The following is a 15,908-nucleotide window of genomic DNA, read 5'->3' as shown; positions in this document are numbered from 1 at the left end:
ATCAGGCAAGGGTGTTGGAAATTTTGTTTTTCCGGCTTCGCTTCCACTTGAAGACATAGGCGACTACAACGGGAATCAGGGCGATAATGGATTTGAATGTCCAGCCCGAATACCATGTGCCTTCGGGAACGTCGCTTGCAAGCCAAGTGAAGTAGGGCCACCAGCAGGCAACCAGGCTGCCGAGAAACAGCGGCCAAATATGGCGGCTTAAGTTGCGTTGCCACAAGAAGAAGCATGCAATCGCCCAAATAAAGGTCAATACGGTAATTAGGAGGATGGTGTAGGCATCTGAAATCAGGATGGCGGCGAAGTAGTAGCTGAGTGCGACCCATAATAGGGCAAGTACCAAAACAATAATTTCTTCCGGGCGTTTAAACATGATTTTTCTCTTTGTAAGACTGACAAGGCGACAATACTATACCCTAAACAAGGTGCGATGATAAGAGTCTTTCAGACGGCCTTGCAATCGGGTTTGCTATAATGTACGCAATCAATTTTTTGGAAAGGACAAACCATGACGGCAAACTTTCAAGAAACGCTGAAGGCTTTGGGTAAACAGGCGAAAAAGGAAGCTGCGGAGCGGGAGGCGGAAGCGAAGGCTAAAAAGCAGGCGGAAGATGTGGATTTCAGCAAGGCGGTTGGCAAGGTTACGCCGTTGAAAAATGCCGGCAACTATTATGAACAGCCCCGCGATAAATCGCCTATCAAACCGCGACCTAAAGAAATGGCGACTTTGGAACAGGAAGATTATTTTTATGTGGGCAGCGGCGGCTGGGAAGAACCGCCGGCTTCGTTCAGTAAAAACGGACAGGGGAAAAATGATTTGATGCGTTTGCGAAACGGCCATTATCCCGTGGTGGCGGATGTGGATTTGCACGGCTATACGCAGGAAGAAGCGCAGCAGGTATTGAACGAATTTATTGAGTTTACGAAAAAACGCGGCGTTTGCGGCGAGATTGTCCACGGCAGCGGCTTGGGTTCTGCGGGCTATAAACCAGTTTTGAAAAATATGACGCGCCGCTGGTTGATGCAACATCCTGATGTATTGGCTTATGTCGAGCCTCGACAAGGCAATGATGGCGCAGTCAGGATTTTGTTGAAACGCCAACGCCGAGACGATGATTGGAAGCAGTAAAATATAAAAAGCAGTGTCAGTAAGATGACACTGCTTTTTTTATGGTTGTCAGTTTAAGAAGATTTCTTTTTGGAAACCGATTCGCAACCTTTTCCATTGGTCATTGCAGTTTTGAAATTATTGGCGGAATCCATATCAGTGCATTTGTAAGCATTGCCCAAACTATCCATCCAAACGGAAAGGGTATAGCCTGTTTTTGTGGGAATAGCTTTCAGACGATAGGCACGGCTTTTATTGGCATCAATCATTTCGGCAGAGTATTGGTATTTGTCTGCCAAATCTTTATGGCCTTTATATGAGGAAATAAAGTCATCCAACTTGGTTTTAATCTCATCAGTTTTCCACTTTGGATTTTTAACCATCTGGTTTTTAAAAGCAGAATTGATGGCGACTAACTCGGCATGCGCTTGTGATTGGTAGCCGCGTTCAATGTAGCGGTTGTAAGACGGAATGGCAATGACGCTCAGGATGGCTAAGATGGCGACGGTAATCATCATCTCAACCAGCGTAAAGCCTAGTTGTTGGGTAGAGGTGGTATTCATTTTATTATTCGCTGGCAACGTAAGACTGAAGAACGACTTGGGTATTGGCATTTTTACCCCATGCTTTGGCGGTAACGCGGTAGGTAATTCGACCCTCAGTAGTTTTACCTAAATATTCGATAATGTAGCGTGGATTTTTTGCGATGCCGCTATTCTTACCTAGGGAGTATTCTTTACCGTTGGTATCGATGCAAAGATTTTGATTTTTATCACATTTTCTTTTCCAGGCATCTTCAGTAGCGGTTTCTTCGATGGCTTCGCTGTCAGATTTCACGTTAGGTGTGGCGCAAAAACCATCTTTACACTCTTTGGTAAAATTAGTCTTTTTCCCTTCAATATCAAAAATTTGATTTTCACCTTCACGCAATGCGGCTTCGGCCAAGGTGGTTGCCAGTTTGCGGTCGGCATCATTGGTGCTGATACGCTGTTCGGTATTGTAGGACTGGGTGGCTGTAACCACGAGCAGGGCGATGACGATCATCATCATTAAGACGATAAACAAAGCATAGCCTTGTTGCCGGTCAGGTTTTATTAGAGTGATCGGTCGGCGCATACGTTTCCTCCGCGGATGGTGGCATTAATATTGTAGATATCGACTTTATTGTCTTGTTCTTTCGATGAGTCGATACTGCCGTTATTCAGTACGATTTGGATTGAGGCCGGAGACTTGGCTTCAGCTGAGCTATCCAATGCGGTTTTGTAATCAAAGGATTCTGTATTTACGCCGCTGGCAGAGGCATTTTCAGAATGAGGGCATTCTGCATAGATATAGTGAATATCCATAGTAGTGATGCCTTTAATCAGGAGCTGCGGATTACTCCATGAGCCATCATTTGATAATTGGAAACGGAACAAACCGCTCTCTTCGCCAAGTTTACCGACAGCGTAGGCAATCATTTCATGCTTCATAATGGCGATACTGCCGTTTTGATCAGAGTCGGTCATTTTCAAAGCCGTTTTTGCCGCATCCAAATCTTTAATTTCTGTTTGAGGTTTGGCAATACCGAAACAGCTGCTGACAATGGCAGTTTTTGCAGCAGGGTTTGCTTTGTCGATTCCATATTGAAACAGCAGGGCTTTGCCGGTTTGAGCAAAGCCTGCATAGCCTAATTTATTGATTTCTTTAATCGGTAACAGATTATTCACACCCGTCGTTTTCAATGTATATTCATCTGAGCTTTTGTCTTCTATCACTGCAGAGGCAGGAAAATTAGACATATTGAAGCAGCCGAAATTGCCTGCCATACGTGCATCACGGACGATCATATTGGCGGCGTTGCGCAAATCTTGTTGGATACCGATACGGGTGTTGGCAGATTTGTTCAATCCGCGTGCAGTAAAGTAGGTGGAGCTGACAGCCATTAAGACAATCATGCTGAGCAGGCTGGCAACCAGAAATTCAAGGATGCTGAAACCGCGCATCGTGGTTTTATTGGGAATATGGTTGAGTAAGCGTTTATTGTTCATTGTTAGTCTCTTACGCGTGATTGGTAGGTATAGACAACGTGATGCCCCGATGTATTGAGATTTTTTGCGGTATTTTCTTCTTCAACATCTTGCAACCATAAAACTTTCACGATGGTTGTGTCGCCTTTGCCATCGCATTTTGCGTTAAACCCCTTTTCGTAAGTCGGCTCTGCACCGGAAGAATCTTTGCAGATAGTCGAGAAGACTTGGGCTTCGGGAAGGGCTTTGGCTAAATCGGCTTTAAACTGGGCAATTTGAGCTTGTGCAAGTTGCGCTTTTGTCATTTTTTCTTTAAATTCATTGGTTTGCTTTGAGTCTTTCAGCTGTTCAGAGCTTGATGTGATGTAAGCATCGTAGGATTTTTTATAACGGGAGGTTTTGTCGCCTGCAGTATCGGTTTCTTCAGAGAGCGTCGGGTTAATGAGCATGCCTTCGATTAGATTTTGTGTAATTTGGGCGACTGTGGTTTGATTTTCAGACTCACGCACGTTGGATACGGTACGTAGTTGGACAGCCAGAAGAGCCAGCACACCGATGGCAAGGACAAACATGGCAATCAAAACTTCAATCAGGGTCATACCCGATTGAAGTTTTGGGGTAAAGCTTGTTGAGTTCGTTTTCAGACGGCCTTTAAATGATCTAAGATGAGTAGAATTTGTAATGTTCATAAGATACCGTTGTTATTATTTGGAAGAGTATTCGCACATTTTGCGCTCATCGTTTTTAGCACAGATTTCGACATGCCCATTGCCATTGATTAAAAGTACGGTGGCAAGGGCTTTTTTGGTTTCAGCATCGGTAGCAGATTTATCCGTCAGGCTGATTTTGATGTGGCCGTCTGAAAATTGATAATTCTTTCCATCGGTTGAATGGCCAAATGTACCATTGGGCAGGAATCTCCACCAGACTTCTTTTGAAGCTGAGGTCGAGAGGGCGGAACGGTCATTGCCGATAGGGATATAGTTGAAGCTGTATTCCACTTTGTCGGTATCCCCATTAAGGATAATGGAGCGGACGGATAAATCGACTGTATCGTTTTTATAGTTGGAATCTCCGTTTTTATCGGCGTAGGCCAACATACCATTACCGGCATATTTGGAATCGCAACCATTATTGGGCGAGCCATCGGATTTGATTTTGACCGGGCAGATGTAAACGGGAAGATTGAGACGGACGGCCTCATTTCGCGCGAAGCGCAGCAGGTTGGCAATTTGCTCTGCTTGCGATGCCGCACGTCTGGAGGCAATCCATTGATTCATATTTGGAAATGCGATGACGGCCATTACTGCGGCAATAGCAATGACGATCAGCAACTCGATTAGAGTGAAGCCTTTTTGTGTCTGATACATGAGTGATTTTTGGGTAGTAATGTGTTGGGGTAACCGACGTTTTCTCTTTTTGCATTTGCTTGTGGCAATGCTTTTGCTTTTATTGGATTTATTCTAAACGATTTTGGAATGCGTGACTAATAAAATATGAAATTCGGTTAGTTTTTCAGATAACCTGTCTCAATCTTCCATCAACATGGATTCTGGAACATAGGCAGCATTATCAAATTTGGTAAATTGACCCATCCAAGTGAGGAATACTTTCCCGACGGGACCGTTACGGTGTTTGCCGATAATACATTCCGCCAAGCCTTTTGCGGGTGATTCTGAGTTGTAGTATTCATCACGATACATGAACATAATCAAGTCGGCATCTTGTTCGATTGCGCCGGATTCACGCAAATCGGACATCATCGGGCGTTTGTCGGTACGCTGTTCAACGGTACGGCTCAACTGCGACAGGGCAATGACGGGAACTTGCAATTCTTTGGCCAATGCTTTGAGGGAGCGGGAAATTTCGCCAAGCTCGGAAGCGCGGTTGTCAGAACGGCCGGAGCCTGACATCAATTGCAGGTAGTCGATGACGATCAAACCCAATTTGCCGTTGAACTGGCGCGCAAGACGACGGGCACGGGCGCGCAGCTCGAGCGCGGTCAAACCCGGAGTTTCATCGATATACATGGGCGCATCGGAGAGTTTAACGACCGCTTCGTTCAGACGGCCCCAGTGTTCGTCTTGCAATCTGCCGGTTTTTAAAACGCTTTGATCCAAACGTCCGACTGAACCCAGCATACGCATAACCAGCTGCGCACCGCCCATCTCCATCGAGAATACGGCGACAGGCAGCTTGCCCTCTACGGCAACGTGTTCGGCAATGTTGATCGAAAAGGCGGTTTTACCCATAGACGGACGGCCTGCGACGATGATCAAATCGCCCGGTTGGAGGCCTGATGTTTTTTTGTCGAGGTCGATAAAACCAGTTGATATGCCGGTTACTTCGTCAGGATTATCGCGCGAATAAAGCATATCGATGCGCTCGACCACTTCTTTCAAAAGATCGGGCATCTCAAGAAAGCCTTGTTTGGATTTGGCGGTACTTTCGGCAATTTGGAATACTTTATTTTCCGCCTCGTCCAAAAGCTGGCCTGCATCGCGCCCTTGCGGATTGTAGGCGCTGCGTGCAATTTCCGTGCCGACTTCGGCAAGCTGGCGCATGATGGAACGTTCGCGCACGATTTCGGCGTAGCGGCGGATATTGGCAGCGGATGGCGTGTTTTGCGCCAGCGTAATCAGATAGTTGAATCCGCCTGCCGCTTCCAATTCTTCATTGCGTTCCAAACTTTCTTGAACAGTAATGACGTCGGCAGGGCGGCTTTCGTTAATCAGGTTGGCAATGGCACGAAAAATCAGGCGGTGTTCATGGCGGTAGAAATCTTCGCCGGAAACGACATCGGCAATACGGTCCCAAGCCGAATTTTCCAGCATCAGGCCGCCCAAAACGGATTGCTCCGCTTCTGTGGAATGCGGCGGCAGTGATAATGCGCTGATTTCACGGTCTTCAGACGGCATGTCGGAATAATTGCTCATGACGGGCATCTCTGGCTGGAAAATTGTAATCCGCTATTATAACGCAGTGTAAGTTCAATTGGTTTGTTTAGGCTAAAGCAGGTAAAATAGTCATGTTGTCAATATGACGACGCACACTACCAAAATATAAATATCAACAATCAGGAGCACAAAAATGGAACATAAGCTGCCACAACTGCCTTATGAACTGGACGCATTGTCCCCACATCTGACCAAAGAAACTTTGGAGTTCCACTACGGCAAACACCATCAAACCTACATCACCAACTTGAACAATCAAATCAAAGGCACGGAGTTTGAAGAAATGCCTTTGGAAGAAATCGTGAAAAAATCTTCCGGCGGTATGTTCAACAACGCTGCCCAAACTTGGAACCACACTTTCTACTGGCTGGGCTTTACCCCTAAAGGCCAAGGCAAACCTGCCGGTGAATTGGCTGCGGCCATCGACGCCAAATGGGGCAGCTTCGAGAAATTCCAAGAAGCGTTCAATGCCTGTGCGGCCGGTACTTTCGGTTCCGGTTGGGCATGGTTGGTGAAAACGCCTGCCGGCGAATTGGATCTGGTTTCTACTTCCAATGCAGGTACTCCGCTGACTACTGAAAATACTCCGCTGTTGACTTGTGACGTATGGGAACACGCCTACTACATCGACTACCGCAACAGCCGTCCTAACTACCTGAAAGGTTTTTGGGAAATCGTTAACTGGGATGAAGTTGCCAAACGCTTCGCCGCATAAAACGATATGAATGAAAAGGCCGTCTGAAAATTTTTCAGACGGCCTTTTTGTTGATATTGGATGAGAAAAATGGTTTAGATGAATGTTTTTTCTGTCTGATGCGCAAAATTATCATGGAGAGGACAAAAAGGAAAATGGGAGATTAATGTTACAATATTGTTAACAATTTTTCGATTCCATATGATATGGAATCAGCGTTTGACATACATAAGATAAGAGGATTTTATGAAGTTTTTAGACCGTGAGGCGACCATTGCCAAACCCGGCTTTAATCGTTGGCTGGTACCGCCTGCCGCTTTGGCTGTGCATCTTGCCATCGGGCAGATATACGCTTATTCCGTGTTTAATGCGCCTTTAACCAAGCTTATCGGTATCACTGAGTCGGCTGCCGGAGATTGGAAGCTGACCACGGTGGGTTGGATTTTCAGTATCGCTTTGGCGATGTTGGGCGCGTCTGCGGCCATGTTCGGTACATGGATGGAACGCGTTGGGCCGCGTAAGGCGATGTTTGTTGCCGCCTGCTGTTTTAGTTTGGGCTTTTTTGTGTCGGCAATCGGCGTCCATACGCACAATCTGTTTTTGCTTTATTTGGGCAACGGCGTGATTGGCGGGATTGGTTTGGGATTGGGCTATATCGGGCCTGTATCGACATTGATGAAATGGTTTCCCGATAAACCAGGCATGGCGACAGGTTTGGCGATTATGGGTTTTGGCGGCGGCGCGATGTTGGCCTCGCCTTTGTCGGTATCGCTGATGAGTTTTTTCTCCAGTGAAACTTCAGTTGGCGTCGCGCAGACTTTTGTGGTTTTAGGATTGTTTTATTTGGTATTGATGATGTTTGGCGCGTTTACGATCCGTGTACCTGCCGATGGCTGGAAACCTAAAGGTTATGTTGCGCCGAAAACCAAAAGCAAATTGGTCAGCAGCAATCATGTCAATGTTTCACAAGCCATGAAAACGCCGCAATTCTGGCTCTTGTTTTGGGTGTTGTGTTTGAATGTAACGGCCGGTATTGGTGTGTTGGGACAGGCTTCCGTCATGATTCAGGAGCTTTTTTCCGAGGCATCTGTAGGAAAACAAGCGGCAATTGGTGCGGGCGCGGCGGCAGGTTTTGTGAGCCTGTTGAGCCTGTTTAATATGGGCGGCCGATTTTTGTGGTCCAGCGTGTCCGATAAAATCGGCCGTAAAAACACTTATACCATTTTCTTCGTGCTCGGCTCGCTGTTGTATTTTGCCATTCCATCTATTGGCGGGAGCGGTAACAAGGCTTTGTTTGTCATTGGTTTCTGCGTCATCATTTCCATGTATGGCGGCGGTTTTGCAGCGATTCCGGCGTATTTGAAGGATTTGTTCGGCACTTATCAAGTCGGTGCAATCCACGGCAGGATTTTGCTGGCATGGTCAACTGCGGCCGTTATTGGCCCGGTATTGGTTAACTATATCCGCCAAAGTCAAATTGAAAGCGACGTTCCGGCTGCCGAGGCTTATAGCATTACCATGTACATCATGGCGGGTTTGTTGATTGTCGGTTTGCTGTGTAACCTGAGTGTCCGTTCGGTTCATGAAAAGCATCACGAGAAAGACATTAAAGTAGCGGCCCATAGCCGTAATCCCGATGATGAAACCGCTGTATCCGATGCCTATCTGATTAGCAAAAAAGTCTCAGCGGGCGGTATCGGGGTGTGGTGGCGCTGGGCTTTGGTCTGCATTCCTTTGGGCTACGGTGTCATTATGGTGTTTGTGAAAGCCTTAAGTTTGTTTAATTGATTGTTGAAAATGAAAGGCCGTCTGAAAGTTTCAGACGGCCTTTTTAAATGTTAAACAACTAATCTTTCGATACGTTGATGGTATGCTTGATATGTTTTAAATTCGCAACGATGGTAAAAGTCATCATCACCAGTAAAGCCCATGAGCTCCATTTGCTGATGTGTACCGATGCCCACGCGCCGATTTGGTTGGGATAGCGCCAAACGCCGAATAAAGTTCCTAAATTTTCCGCCAGCCAAATGAAAAATCCAATCAGGACGAAAGCGAGCAGGAGCGGCATTTTGCGAGTGGTGTCATAGGGCGTGTACAAGACTGTCGTCCGGGCGTATAGGCCGAGAGCAAAGGCTGCGAGATACCAGCGATAGTCGCCGATATAGTGATGGGTAAAGAAATTGATATAAATCGCCAGCGCGCACAAAGTGCCCAACCAATATGGCGGATGGCTTTTGATTTTGAGGTCAAACAGCCGCCATGCTTGGATAATATAGCTGCCGACCGCGGCATACATAAAGCCCGCAAACAGCGGTACGCCGCCGATTTTGGTATATGCTTCTTCCGGATAGCTCCAGGATTGGATACCGCCCGATGTTTTGAACCATTCTAAAGCAAAGCCCACAAAGTGAAACAGCGTAATCGATTTCACTTCATCCCAAGTTTCCAGCTTGAAATACAGCATGGCTGCTTGTACGGAGACGGCAAAAATCAGCAGCAGGTCATAGCGCGAAATTCCCAGCCAACCTGTTTTCGGAATAAGAAACATAGCAATGAAAAACAAGCCTGCAAATAAGCAGGCTCGTGCTTCTTTCAAACCGAAAAACCAAAATTCAACGATAAAGCGTCGCCAACCATGCAAATCCTTGCGTTTGGGATGCTCAGTCAGCCAAGTATCCAGTTTGCCCAACATATTTTCAGACGGCCTCTTTAGCTTGATAATGTTTTAGGCAGACTGAATTGGAATGACACGGTTTTGCTTACGTTTTGCGCCACCTTCACAATAGTTGGTTTTGACATAATCTTCAACGATTTGCAAAAACTCGGCAGCGATATTGTCGCCTTTGAGGGTCACTTTGCGTTCGCCGTCTACATAAACCGGCGCAACCGGAGTTTCGCCTGTACCTGGCAGGCTGATACCGATATCGGCAAGCTTGCTCTCGCCCGGGCCATTAACTACGCAACCCATTACGGCAACGTTCAATGATTCAACGCCTGGATACTCAGTGCGCCAAACAGTCATTTTTTGGCGTAAATAGTTTTGTACGTCTTGCGCCAATTCTTGGAATACGGTACTGGTGGTACGGCCGCAGCCCGGGCAGGCTGTAACCATTGGTGTGAAGGAACGCAAGCCCATGGTTTGCAGGATTTCCTGACCGACAATGACTTCCTGAGTGCGCGAACTGCCGGGCTCGGGGGTTAGGGAGATTCGAATGGTGTCGCCGATGCCTTCTTGCAGCAATACAGCCAAGGCAGCGGTAGATGCCACAATACCTTTGCTGCCCATGCCAGCCTCGGTCAGACCGAGATGGAGCGGATAGCGGCAACGGCTGCCCAATTCGCGGTAAACCTGAATCAAGTCTTGTACGGCGCTGACCTTGCACGACAAAATGATTTTGTCTTCAGGCAAGCCCAAAGCCACGGCTTTTTCTGCCGATTCCAGCGCAGAAACAATCAAAGCCTCTTTCATGATTTCTTCAGGCGGCTTCGGTGTAGCAGAAGCTAAGTTGGCATCCATCATGCGCTTGGCAAGGCTTTGATCAAGCGAACCCCAGTTCACACCGATGCGTACGGCTTTATTGTTTTCTGCGGCAGTACGAATCATAAAGGCAAATTTTTCATCGCCTTTTGCACCTTTGCCGACATTGCCCGGGTTAATCCGATATTTGGCCAAGGCTTTGCCACACTCAGGAAATTCGGCCAATAAGCGTTCGCCATTAAAATGGAAATCACCAATCAAAGGAGTGGTGTAGCCCATATCGTCTAAGCGGCTGCGGATTTCGGCTACTTTGGAAGCTGCTTCAGGAGTATTGACCGTGATGCGGACCATTTCCGAGCCGGCATCGCTCAATTCTTTGACCTGTTTGGCAGTTGCTGCGGCATCTGCCGTATCCGTATTGGTCATGGATTGGACAAGAACGGGCGCCTCGGAGCCGATGATGAGGTGGTCAATTTTGACTTGATGTGTCTGACGGCGTTTAGGTGTGGTCATTTTAGTTTTTTCCTGCAACAAAAGAGGCGGATTTCTCACCGGCAACACGGTATTTCAAAGGTTCGATAGGTGTGCCGCCGTAATTGGCTTCAGAGCCGGCTGCAATACCGAGCCAAACATTGTAAGGCGCGCCGCCTCTCAGACGTTGTTCGCTTCCGGCTGGAACAATACGGCTGAATACTACTTTTCCATCTTTGTCTGTAATAATCAGATTGCTTCGGTATTGGACTTTAATCCAAAGTTCGTCTTTTTCAACTTTGACGGCAGGCTTCTCTTCTTGTACGACGGCGGAAGCTGCTGAGGCAGCTTGATCATTAGTCACTTTAGGCTTATTGGTTATTTCTTTTTTGCCGTCTTCCGTCATTTCGCTAACGGCAACATTATCCGTTTTTAAGGCAGGCGTTTTCATCGTATCAGCAACATCTTTGCTGTTTTGAATATTTGCCTGTTCGTTTTCAAAACTGGATTTACTTTGCCAAAAGTAAACGCCGCCTACAGCCAAAGCCAGTGCGGCTATCCTCAATATCCATTTTGGGAAACCTTGTTTTTCAGTGTCTGTGTAGCTTAAGCCAGCGTTGGTGCTGCGTGTTACCGCGTATACATGGTCTTCAAGTTGCGGAGTAATGGAGAGCAAATGTTTGGCGATGGTTTGTTCGTCGATTTTCAGAAATCGTGCATATGAACGCAGATAGCCTGAAACAAAGACTAAACCGGGAAAGCCGGAATATTCCCCTTTTTCCAAAGCATCAATTTGTTCGGCAGACAGTTTCAAACGTGAAGCAACATCTTGAATATCGATTTTGGCATCAGTTCTGTGTTTGCGTAATTCATCCCCCAATGTTTTGGCGGCTTGTGTGTCGTAGTTGATTTTATCGTTATTTTCCATTTAGTGGCCTGTTGTGACGGTTTGTAGTTCGTCTGAATAAGGGAAGTTTGCCCTAAGTTGGGCTTCGTATTCGTATGCGGCGTGTTTATTACCCAAGGCGGTAGCCAAACGCCAGCCTAAAAGCAAATCGTCAGCCTGCAGGACATCGACTTTGCTTTGGTATTGACGGAAATAATAGTCGGCATCGTTCAGATTGCCTGCCATCATTTTGGTTCGGGCAAGCTCTTTGAAAGCAGGGAAGAATTGTGGATTGGCCGCCAAAGACCTTTCCAAATAGGCTTGAGCCAAAGAGTATTGGCCTAATCTTGCGCTGCAAATGCCTTTATTCATATTGGCGATAAAGGGGCTCGGGTAGGTCGGATCGGCCAGTGCTTTATCAAAATAAGCCATGGATTCGGCAGGTGCATTCATTTGATTGCATAAGAACCAACCGTAATTGTTGTTAACTTCCGCACTATCCGGTTTTAAAGATAATGCTTTAAGAAAGCTTTCCTGAGCTTTATCGCGGACCTTCAGATATTGATAAATTTCAGCGCGTACCAACCAAGCAATATCGTTTTTTGAATTGAATTTAAGCGCCTCTTCGATACTTTCAGTAGCTTGGCGGTAGTTTTGGCCGCGCATATATTCTACGGCAAGCTGGGTTTTGATATTGGAAACCTGAATGGCACGTTCTTTGGGGCTTGGTCCGGAAGAGGATGCGCAGGCAGAAAGAGTCAGTGCGGTAAGTAAAGCGAATCCGAACTTGATTTTCATAATTAACCTTATTGTTCGACCAAAATTTGTTGCCATTTTTGTTGGCGGCGTGTTTTATCTTGTACTTGTCCGGCCAATTGTCCGCAAGCGGCATCAATATCGTCGCCGCGGGTTTTGCGGACAGTAACGACAAAGCCGGCTTGTTGCAGAATATCGCGGAAGATGCGGATATTCTCGTTGGTAGAACGTTCGTAGCCGGAATTGGGGAAAGGGTTGAACGGAATCAGATTGAATTTGCACGGTACATCTTTAACCAATTCAATCAATTCGCGCGCGTGTTGGGCCTTGTCGTTGATGCCATCGAGCATAACGTATTCAAAGGTAATAAAGTCGCGGGGGGCTTTGACCAGATAACGTTGACAGGCCGCCATCAATTCTTTCAATGGATATTTCTTATTCAGCGGAACGATTTGATCGCGCACTTCGTCGTTGGAGGCGTGTAAAGATACGGCTAAAGCAACAGGCATTGTATCGCGCAGTCTGTCCATTTGCGGAACCATACCCGAAGTGGAAACGGTCACGCGGCGGCGACTTAAACCATAGCCGTGATCATCCAGCATAATGCTCAAAGCGGTAACAACATTATCAAAGTTTGCCATGGGTTCGCCCATACCCATCATCACCACGTTGGAGATAACGCGTTCATTTTTAGGGGTAACGCCCATGGCTTTATTGGCCCACCAAAGCTGACCGATAATTTCGGCGGCAGTCAGGTTGCGGTTGAAACCTTGTCGTCCGGTAGAGCAGAAGGTGCATTCCAATGCGCAACCTACTTGGGAAGAGATGCATAAGGTACCGCGTTCGGCTTCGGGAATGAAGACGGTTTCTACACCGTTACCCGTGCCGACATCCAGCAACCATTTGCGTGTGCCATCAGTGGATTCTTGTGCCATCATTAATTTAGGCACTTCGATTGTGGCTTGTTCATTCAGCTTGGCGCGCAATGATTTGGCCAAGTCAGTCATTTCTTCAAAGTTTTGTGCACCGGCTTGATGCATCCAACGCATGACTTGCTTGGCGCGGAAAGGTTTCTCACCCATTTCGGCAAAGTGTTGCGTCAGTCCGTTTAAATCGTAATTCAGTAGATTGGTTTTCATGTATTTTTATGTTTCTCAATAAAGCTTTTAAAGTAAAGAGGCTTATCGGTCAGCTTTGCTTTAAAAGCCTTTAGGGGGTTTCAGACGGCCTGTCATTTGCAGGGCATACAAAGCACTTTTGCCGTCCGATATGGAATCGGACGGCCGTAAAGCGGCTACAGGCTTTTTGCTTTTATCGTGGGCAGATTTCGCTTTGGCTGAAGAAGTAGGCAATTTCAATCGCAGCGTTTTCCACACTGTCAGAACCGTGCACAGCATTGATGCTGACAGATTCTGCAAAGTCGGCGCGGATTGTGCCTGGAGCGGCATCAGCCGGATTGGTTGCGCCCATCAATTCACGATTTTTAGCAACGGCGTTTTCACCTTCCAATACTTGAATCATGACGGGATTGCGTGTCATGAATTTAACTAAGTCTTCGTAAAAAGGGCGGCCTTTATGTACGGCATAAAACTCTTTTGCTTCGCGCTCAGACAGCTGTTTCATTTTTGCCGCAATAATGCGCAGGCCGTTTTCTTCAAAGCGGCTATAAATCTTGCCGATGACGTTTTTTTCTACCGCATCGGGTTTGATGATGGAAATCGTACGTTCGATGGCCATATTATGTCCTTGTTTTTATTGAAAGGTAAGTTGTCGTAACCCAAAGGCAAGGGGAGTGTATTTTACCAAATTTCGCCCTTTTTTGGGAAAGGCATTATTTGCTTAAAGTCAGGTGCGGTTGCTCCAAATAGACTTCGGACTGCATTTCGACCATACGGCTGGCTGTACGGGTAAATTCTTCGGCAAAATCGCCTTCGATATAAATATCGTTTACGCCAACGGCACTGGTGGCGCACAATTTCACGCGGAAGTCATATAAAACGTCAATCAACCATGTCAGACGGCGTGCTTCTGCTTTTTCTTGAGGGGTCAGGCGTTCCAATCCTGATAGAAAAACCATCTCGTAATGTTCGGCCAAATAAAGATAGTCGGCTTGTGAGCGCGGACCGAAACACAATGCACGGAAATCAAACCAGATGGCGCGTTCCGACTGGGCTTTATGAGGAATTTCCCGTCCATGAATAATGCTGATTCCTGGATTCAATTCAGAGATTCCGCTCATTTCTTTAAATAAAGTAGCCAGTTTTTGCTCGTTTTCTTCATTATTGGGCACAAAGAAAATTTCGGCAGGGCGCAATGTGCGCAATCGGTAATCTTCTCCGCCATCTACATTTAAAACGGTCAGGTTAGATTCGATAAGGGCGATGGTTGGCAGAAAGCTGCTGCGGTTTTGGCCTTGAGGATAGAGTTCGGATGGGGCGTAGTTGGAAGTGGCCACCAAAACAACACCTTCGCTCAGCAGGTTTTCCAATAAACGGCCTAAAATCATCGCATCGGCAATGTCGCTGACGTGAAATTCATCAAAGCATAATACGCGTGTTTCTTTGGCAATTTCTGCTGCAACGGCTTTTAAAGGATTTGCTTCACTCTTTAAAGCTTTCAGCCGTTGATGAATTTCGGCCATAAAGGCATGGAAATGCACGCGGCGCTTACGGCGATAAGGGAGACAGCCAAAAAAAGCGTCCATCAGGAAACTTTTACCACGTCCTACGCCGCCATAAAAATAGAGTCCTTTAGGTACTTGAGGGGAACGCAGGCTGCGGCCGAGAAAACGGTTGCGTTTGCGTTTGAACATCATCAGCTCGGTCCACAAGCGATCCAAATATTCAATGGCTCGTGCTTGTGCTTCGTCACGGATGAAGTTGGGTTGTTCGGCGGCGGCCTGATACCAAGTTAATGGGCTGTGGTTTTCAAATGGCGGTGGCGTAAATAGTTGGTCTCTATTGCTCATGTATAACCTTTATTATGTTTTGCTGGCGATAGTCGAAACATCTTCCGCAATAATTTGGACAGTAGTCGGAATGATGTTCTCATTACGGAATGGTCGGTCTATTATAAATGATTTCAGACGGCCTGCGTTTTTTGCAAAGGCTTTGTTGTCAATATAGTTGGAAAAGTGTGCGATTAAGGTGCAAGCAAAAAGGGCTGGCTTTAGTATTTTTTGAAAAAACAAAAAAACGCCGCATTTCTGCGGCGTTTTGCTACTAAGTATTAATGAGCACTTTCTTGCAATGCCAAGTCTACACGCTCACGCAACTCTTTACCCGGTTTGAAGTGGGGAACATGTTTTTCAGGCACTTCCACACGTTCGCCGGTTTTAGGGTTGCGCCCGATACGGGCAGGGCGGTGGTTCAAGTCGAAGCTGCCGAAGCCGCGGATTTCGATACGTTGTCCACGAGCCAGTGAGCGGGTCATGGTATCAACCAAGACTTTTACACTGTATTCGACATCTTTAGCCAGCAGTTGGTTGCCATTTTTTTCGGCAAACACTTCTGCGAGGCGAACCATCAATTCAGACTTCGTCAT

At 46.7% G+C, this 15,908-nt stretch carries 18 protein-coding genes; 3 read left to right on the top strand and 15 right to left on the bottom strand.

Annotated elements, in window-relative coordinates; genetic code table 11:
• Position 1: 1 nt before the first annotated feature.
• Positions 2-379 carry a hypothetical protein gene (locus ACTHUF_RS06300; protein ID WP_315093694.1) on the bottom strand — a complete coding sequence of 126 codons (378 nt, stop codon included), beginning with the start codon at positions 377-379 and terminating at the stop codon, positions 2-4.
• A gap of 135 nt (positions 380-514) precedes the next feature.
• Here ACTHUF_RS06300 and ACTHUF_RS06295 point away from each other — a divergent pair, with 135 nt between their 5' ends.
• A complete protein-coding gene (locus ACTHUF_RS06295; RefSeq protein ID WP_036490614.1) occupies positions 515-1,135 on the top strand; it encodes a Smr/MutS family protein in 621 nt (206 codons plus the stop codon).
• Between the two features lie 53 nt (positions 1,136-1,188).
• Here the strand turns inward: ACTHUF_RS06295 and ACTHUF_RS06290 are convergent, their stop codons facing one another.
• From ACTHUF_RS06290 to dnaB, 6 genes are all read right to left on the bottom strand, one after another.
• Complete coding sequence (locus tag ACTHUF_RS06290; protein ID WP_315093692.1) at positions 1,189-1,677, bottom strand: PilX family type IV pilin; 489 nt, start codon at positions 1,675-1,677, stop codon at positions 1,189-1,191.
• Positions 1,678-1,681: 4 nt separating this feature from the next.
• Positions 1,682-2,230 (bottom strand): pilus assembly PilX family protein, encoded by a 549-nt coding sequence (locus tag ACTHUF_RS06285; protein ID WP_049322681.1) that lies wholly within the window; start codon positions 2,228-2,230, stop codon positions 1,682-1,684.
• Complete coding sequence (locus ACTHUF_RS06280; protein ID WP_440407358.1) at positions 2,209-3,144, bottom strand: PilW family protein; 936 nt, start codon at positions 3,142-3,144, stop codon at positions 2,209-2,211. The genes ACTHUF_RS06285 and ACTHUF_RS06280 overlap by 22 nt, the downstream gene beginning before the upstream one ends.
• Before the next feature lie 2 nt (positions 3,145-3,146).
• The gene (pilV, locus tag ACTHUF_RS06275) at positions 3,147-3,812 is read right to left on the bottom strand and encodes a type IV pilus modification protein PilV (protein ID WP_315093687.1); all 666 of its coding nucleotides are present in this window, start codon (positions 3,810-3,812) and stop codon (positions 3,147-3,149) included.
• Between the two features lie 15 nt (positions 3,813-3,827).
• The gene (locus ACTHUF_RS06270; protein ID WP_315093685.1) at positions 3,828-4,493 is read right to left on the bottom strand and encodes a GspH/FimT family pseudopilin; all 666 of its coding nucleotides are present in this window, start codon (positions 4,491-4,493) and stop codon (positions 3,828-3,830) included.
• 159 nt (positions 4,494-4,652) lie between these two features.
• Positions 4,653-6,059, bottom strand: coding sequence for a replicative DNA helicase (gene dnaB, locus ACTHUF_RS06265; RefSeq protein ID WP_036490624.1), 1,407 nt, complete (start codon positions 6,057-6,059; stop codon positions 4,653-4,655).
• A gap of 154 nt (positions 6,060-6,213) precedes the next feature.
• Between dnaB and ACTHUF_RS06260 the strand changes: the two genes are divergently transcribed.
• A complete protein-coding gene (locus ACTHUF_RS06260) occupies positions 6,214-6,795 on the top strand; it encodes a superoxide dismutase (RefSeq protein ID WP_003683473.1) in 582 nt (193 codons plus the stop codon).
• A gap of 225 nt (positions 6,796-7,020) precedes the next feature.
• On the top strand, positions 7,021-8,562 hold the full coding sequence (locus ACTHUF_RS06255; RefSeq protein ID WP_440407357.1) for an L-lactate MFS transporter: 1,542 nt from the start codon (positions 7,021-7,023) through the stop codon (positions 8,560-8,562).
• Between the two features lie 58 nt (positions 8,563-8,620).
• On the opposite strand, the gene ACTHUF_RS06250 is transcribed toward ACTHUF_RS06255, so the two are convergent.
• The 8 genes from ACTHUF_RS06250 to ACTHUF_RS06215 all read right to left on the bottom strand — a co-directional run bounded on the left by ACTHUF_RS06250 (position 8,621) and on the right by ACTHUF_RS06215 (position 15,908).
• Positions 8,621-9,466 (bottom strand): DUF817 domain-containing protein, encoded by an 846-nt coding sequence (locus ACTHUF_RS06250; protein WP_315093679.1) that lies wholly within the window; start codon positions 9,464-9,466, stop codon positions 8,621-8,623.
• A 33-nt stretch (positions 9,467-9,499) separates the two neighbouring features.
• Entirely contained in the window at positions 9,500-10,765 is a 1,266-nt protein-coding gene (ispG, locus tag ACTHUF_RS06245; RefSeq protein ID WP_315093677.1) for a flavodoxin-dependent (E)-4-hydroxy-3-methylbut-2-enyl-diphosphate synthase, read from the bottom strand.
• Between the two features lies 1 nt (position 10,766).
• The gene (locus ACTHUF_RS06240; RefSeq protein ID WP_315093675.1) at positions 10,767-11,651 is read right to left on the bottom strand and encodes a helix-turn-helix domain-containing protein; all 885 of its coding nucleotides are present in this window, start codon (positions 11,649-11,651) and stop codon (positions 10,767-10,769) included.
• Complete coding sequence (gene pilW, locus ACTHUF_RS06235; protein ID WP_003683469.1) at positions 11,652-12,407, bottom strand: type IV pilus biogenesis/stability protein PilW; 756 nt, start codon at positions 12,405-12,407, stop codon at positions 11,652-11,654.
• 8 nt (positions 12,408-12,415) lie between these two features.
• A complete protein-coding gene (rlmN, locus tag ACTHUF_RS06230; RefSeq protein WP_440407356.1) occupies positions 12,416-13,504 on the bottom strand; it encodes a 23S rRNA (adenine(2503)-C(2))-methyltransferase RlmN in 1,089 nt (362 codons plus the stop codon).
• A gap of 172 nt (positions 13,505-13,676) precedes the next feature.
• The gene (ndk, locus tag ACTHUF_RS06225) at positions 13,677-14,102 is read right to left on the bottom strand and encodes a nucleoside-diphosphate kinase (RefSeq protein ID WP_440407355.1); all 426 of its coding nucleotides are present in this window, start codon (positions 14,100-14,102) and stop codon (positions 13,677-13,679) included.
• 94 nt (positions 14,103-14,196) lie between these two features.
• The gene (gene zapE / locus ACTHUF_RS06220) at positions 14,197-15,333 is read right to left on the bottom strand and encodes a cell division protein ZapE (RefSeq protein WP_440407354.1); all 1,137 of its coding nucleotides are present in this window, start codon (positions 15,331-15,333) and stop codon (positions 14,197-14,199) included.
• A gap of 260 nt (positions 15,334-15,593) precedes the next feature.
• Positions 15,594-15,908, bottom strand: coding sequence for an integration host factor subunit beta (locus tag ACTHUF_RS06215; protein ID WP_003678992.1), 315 nt, complete (start codon positions 15,906-15,908; stop codon positions 15,594-15,596).

The organism is Neisseria sp. P0024.S006, from assembly GCF_051956595.1.
GTDB lineage: Bacteria > Pseudomonadota > Gammaproteobacteria > Burkholderiales > Neisseriaceae > Neisseria.
The sequence above is the reverse complement of the archived record's forward strand: the minus strand, read 5'-3'. Positions and strand labels throughout refer to the sequence as shown.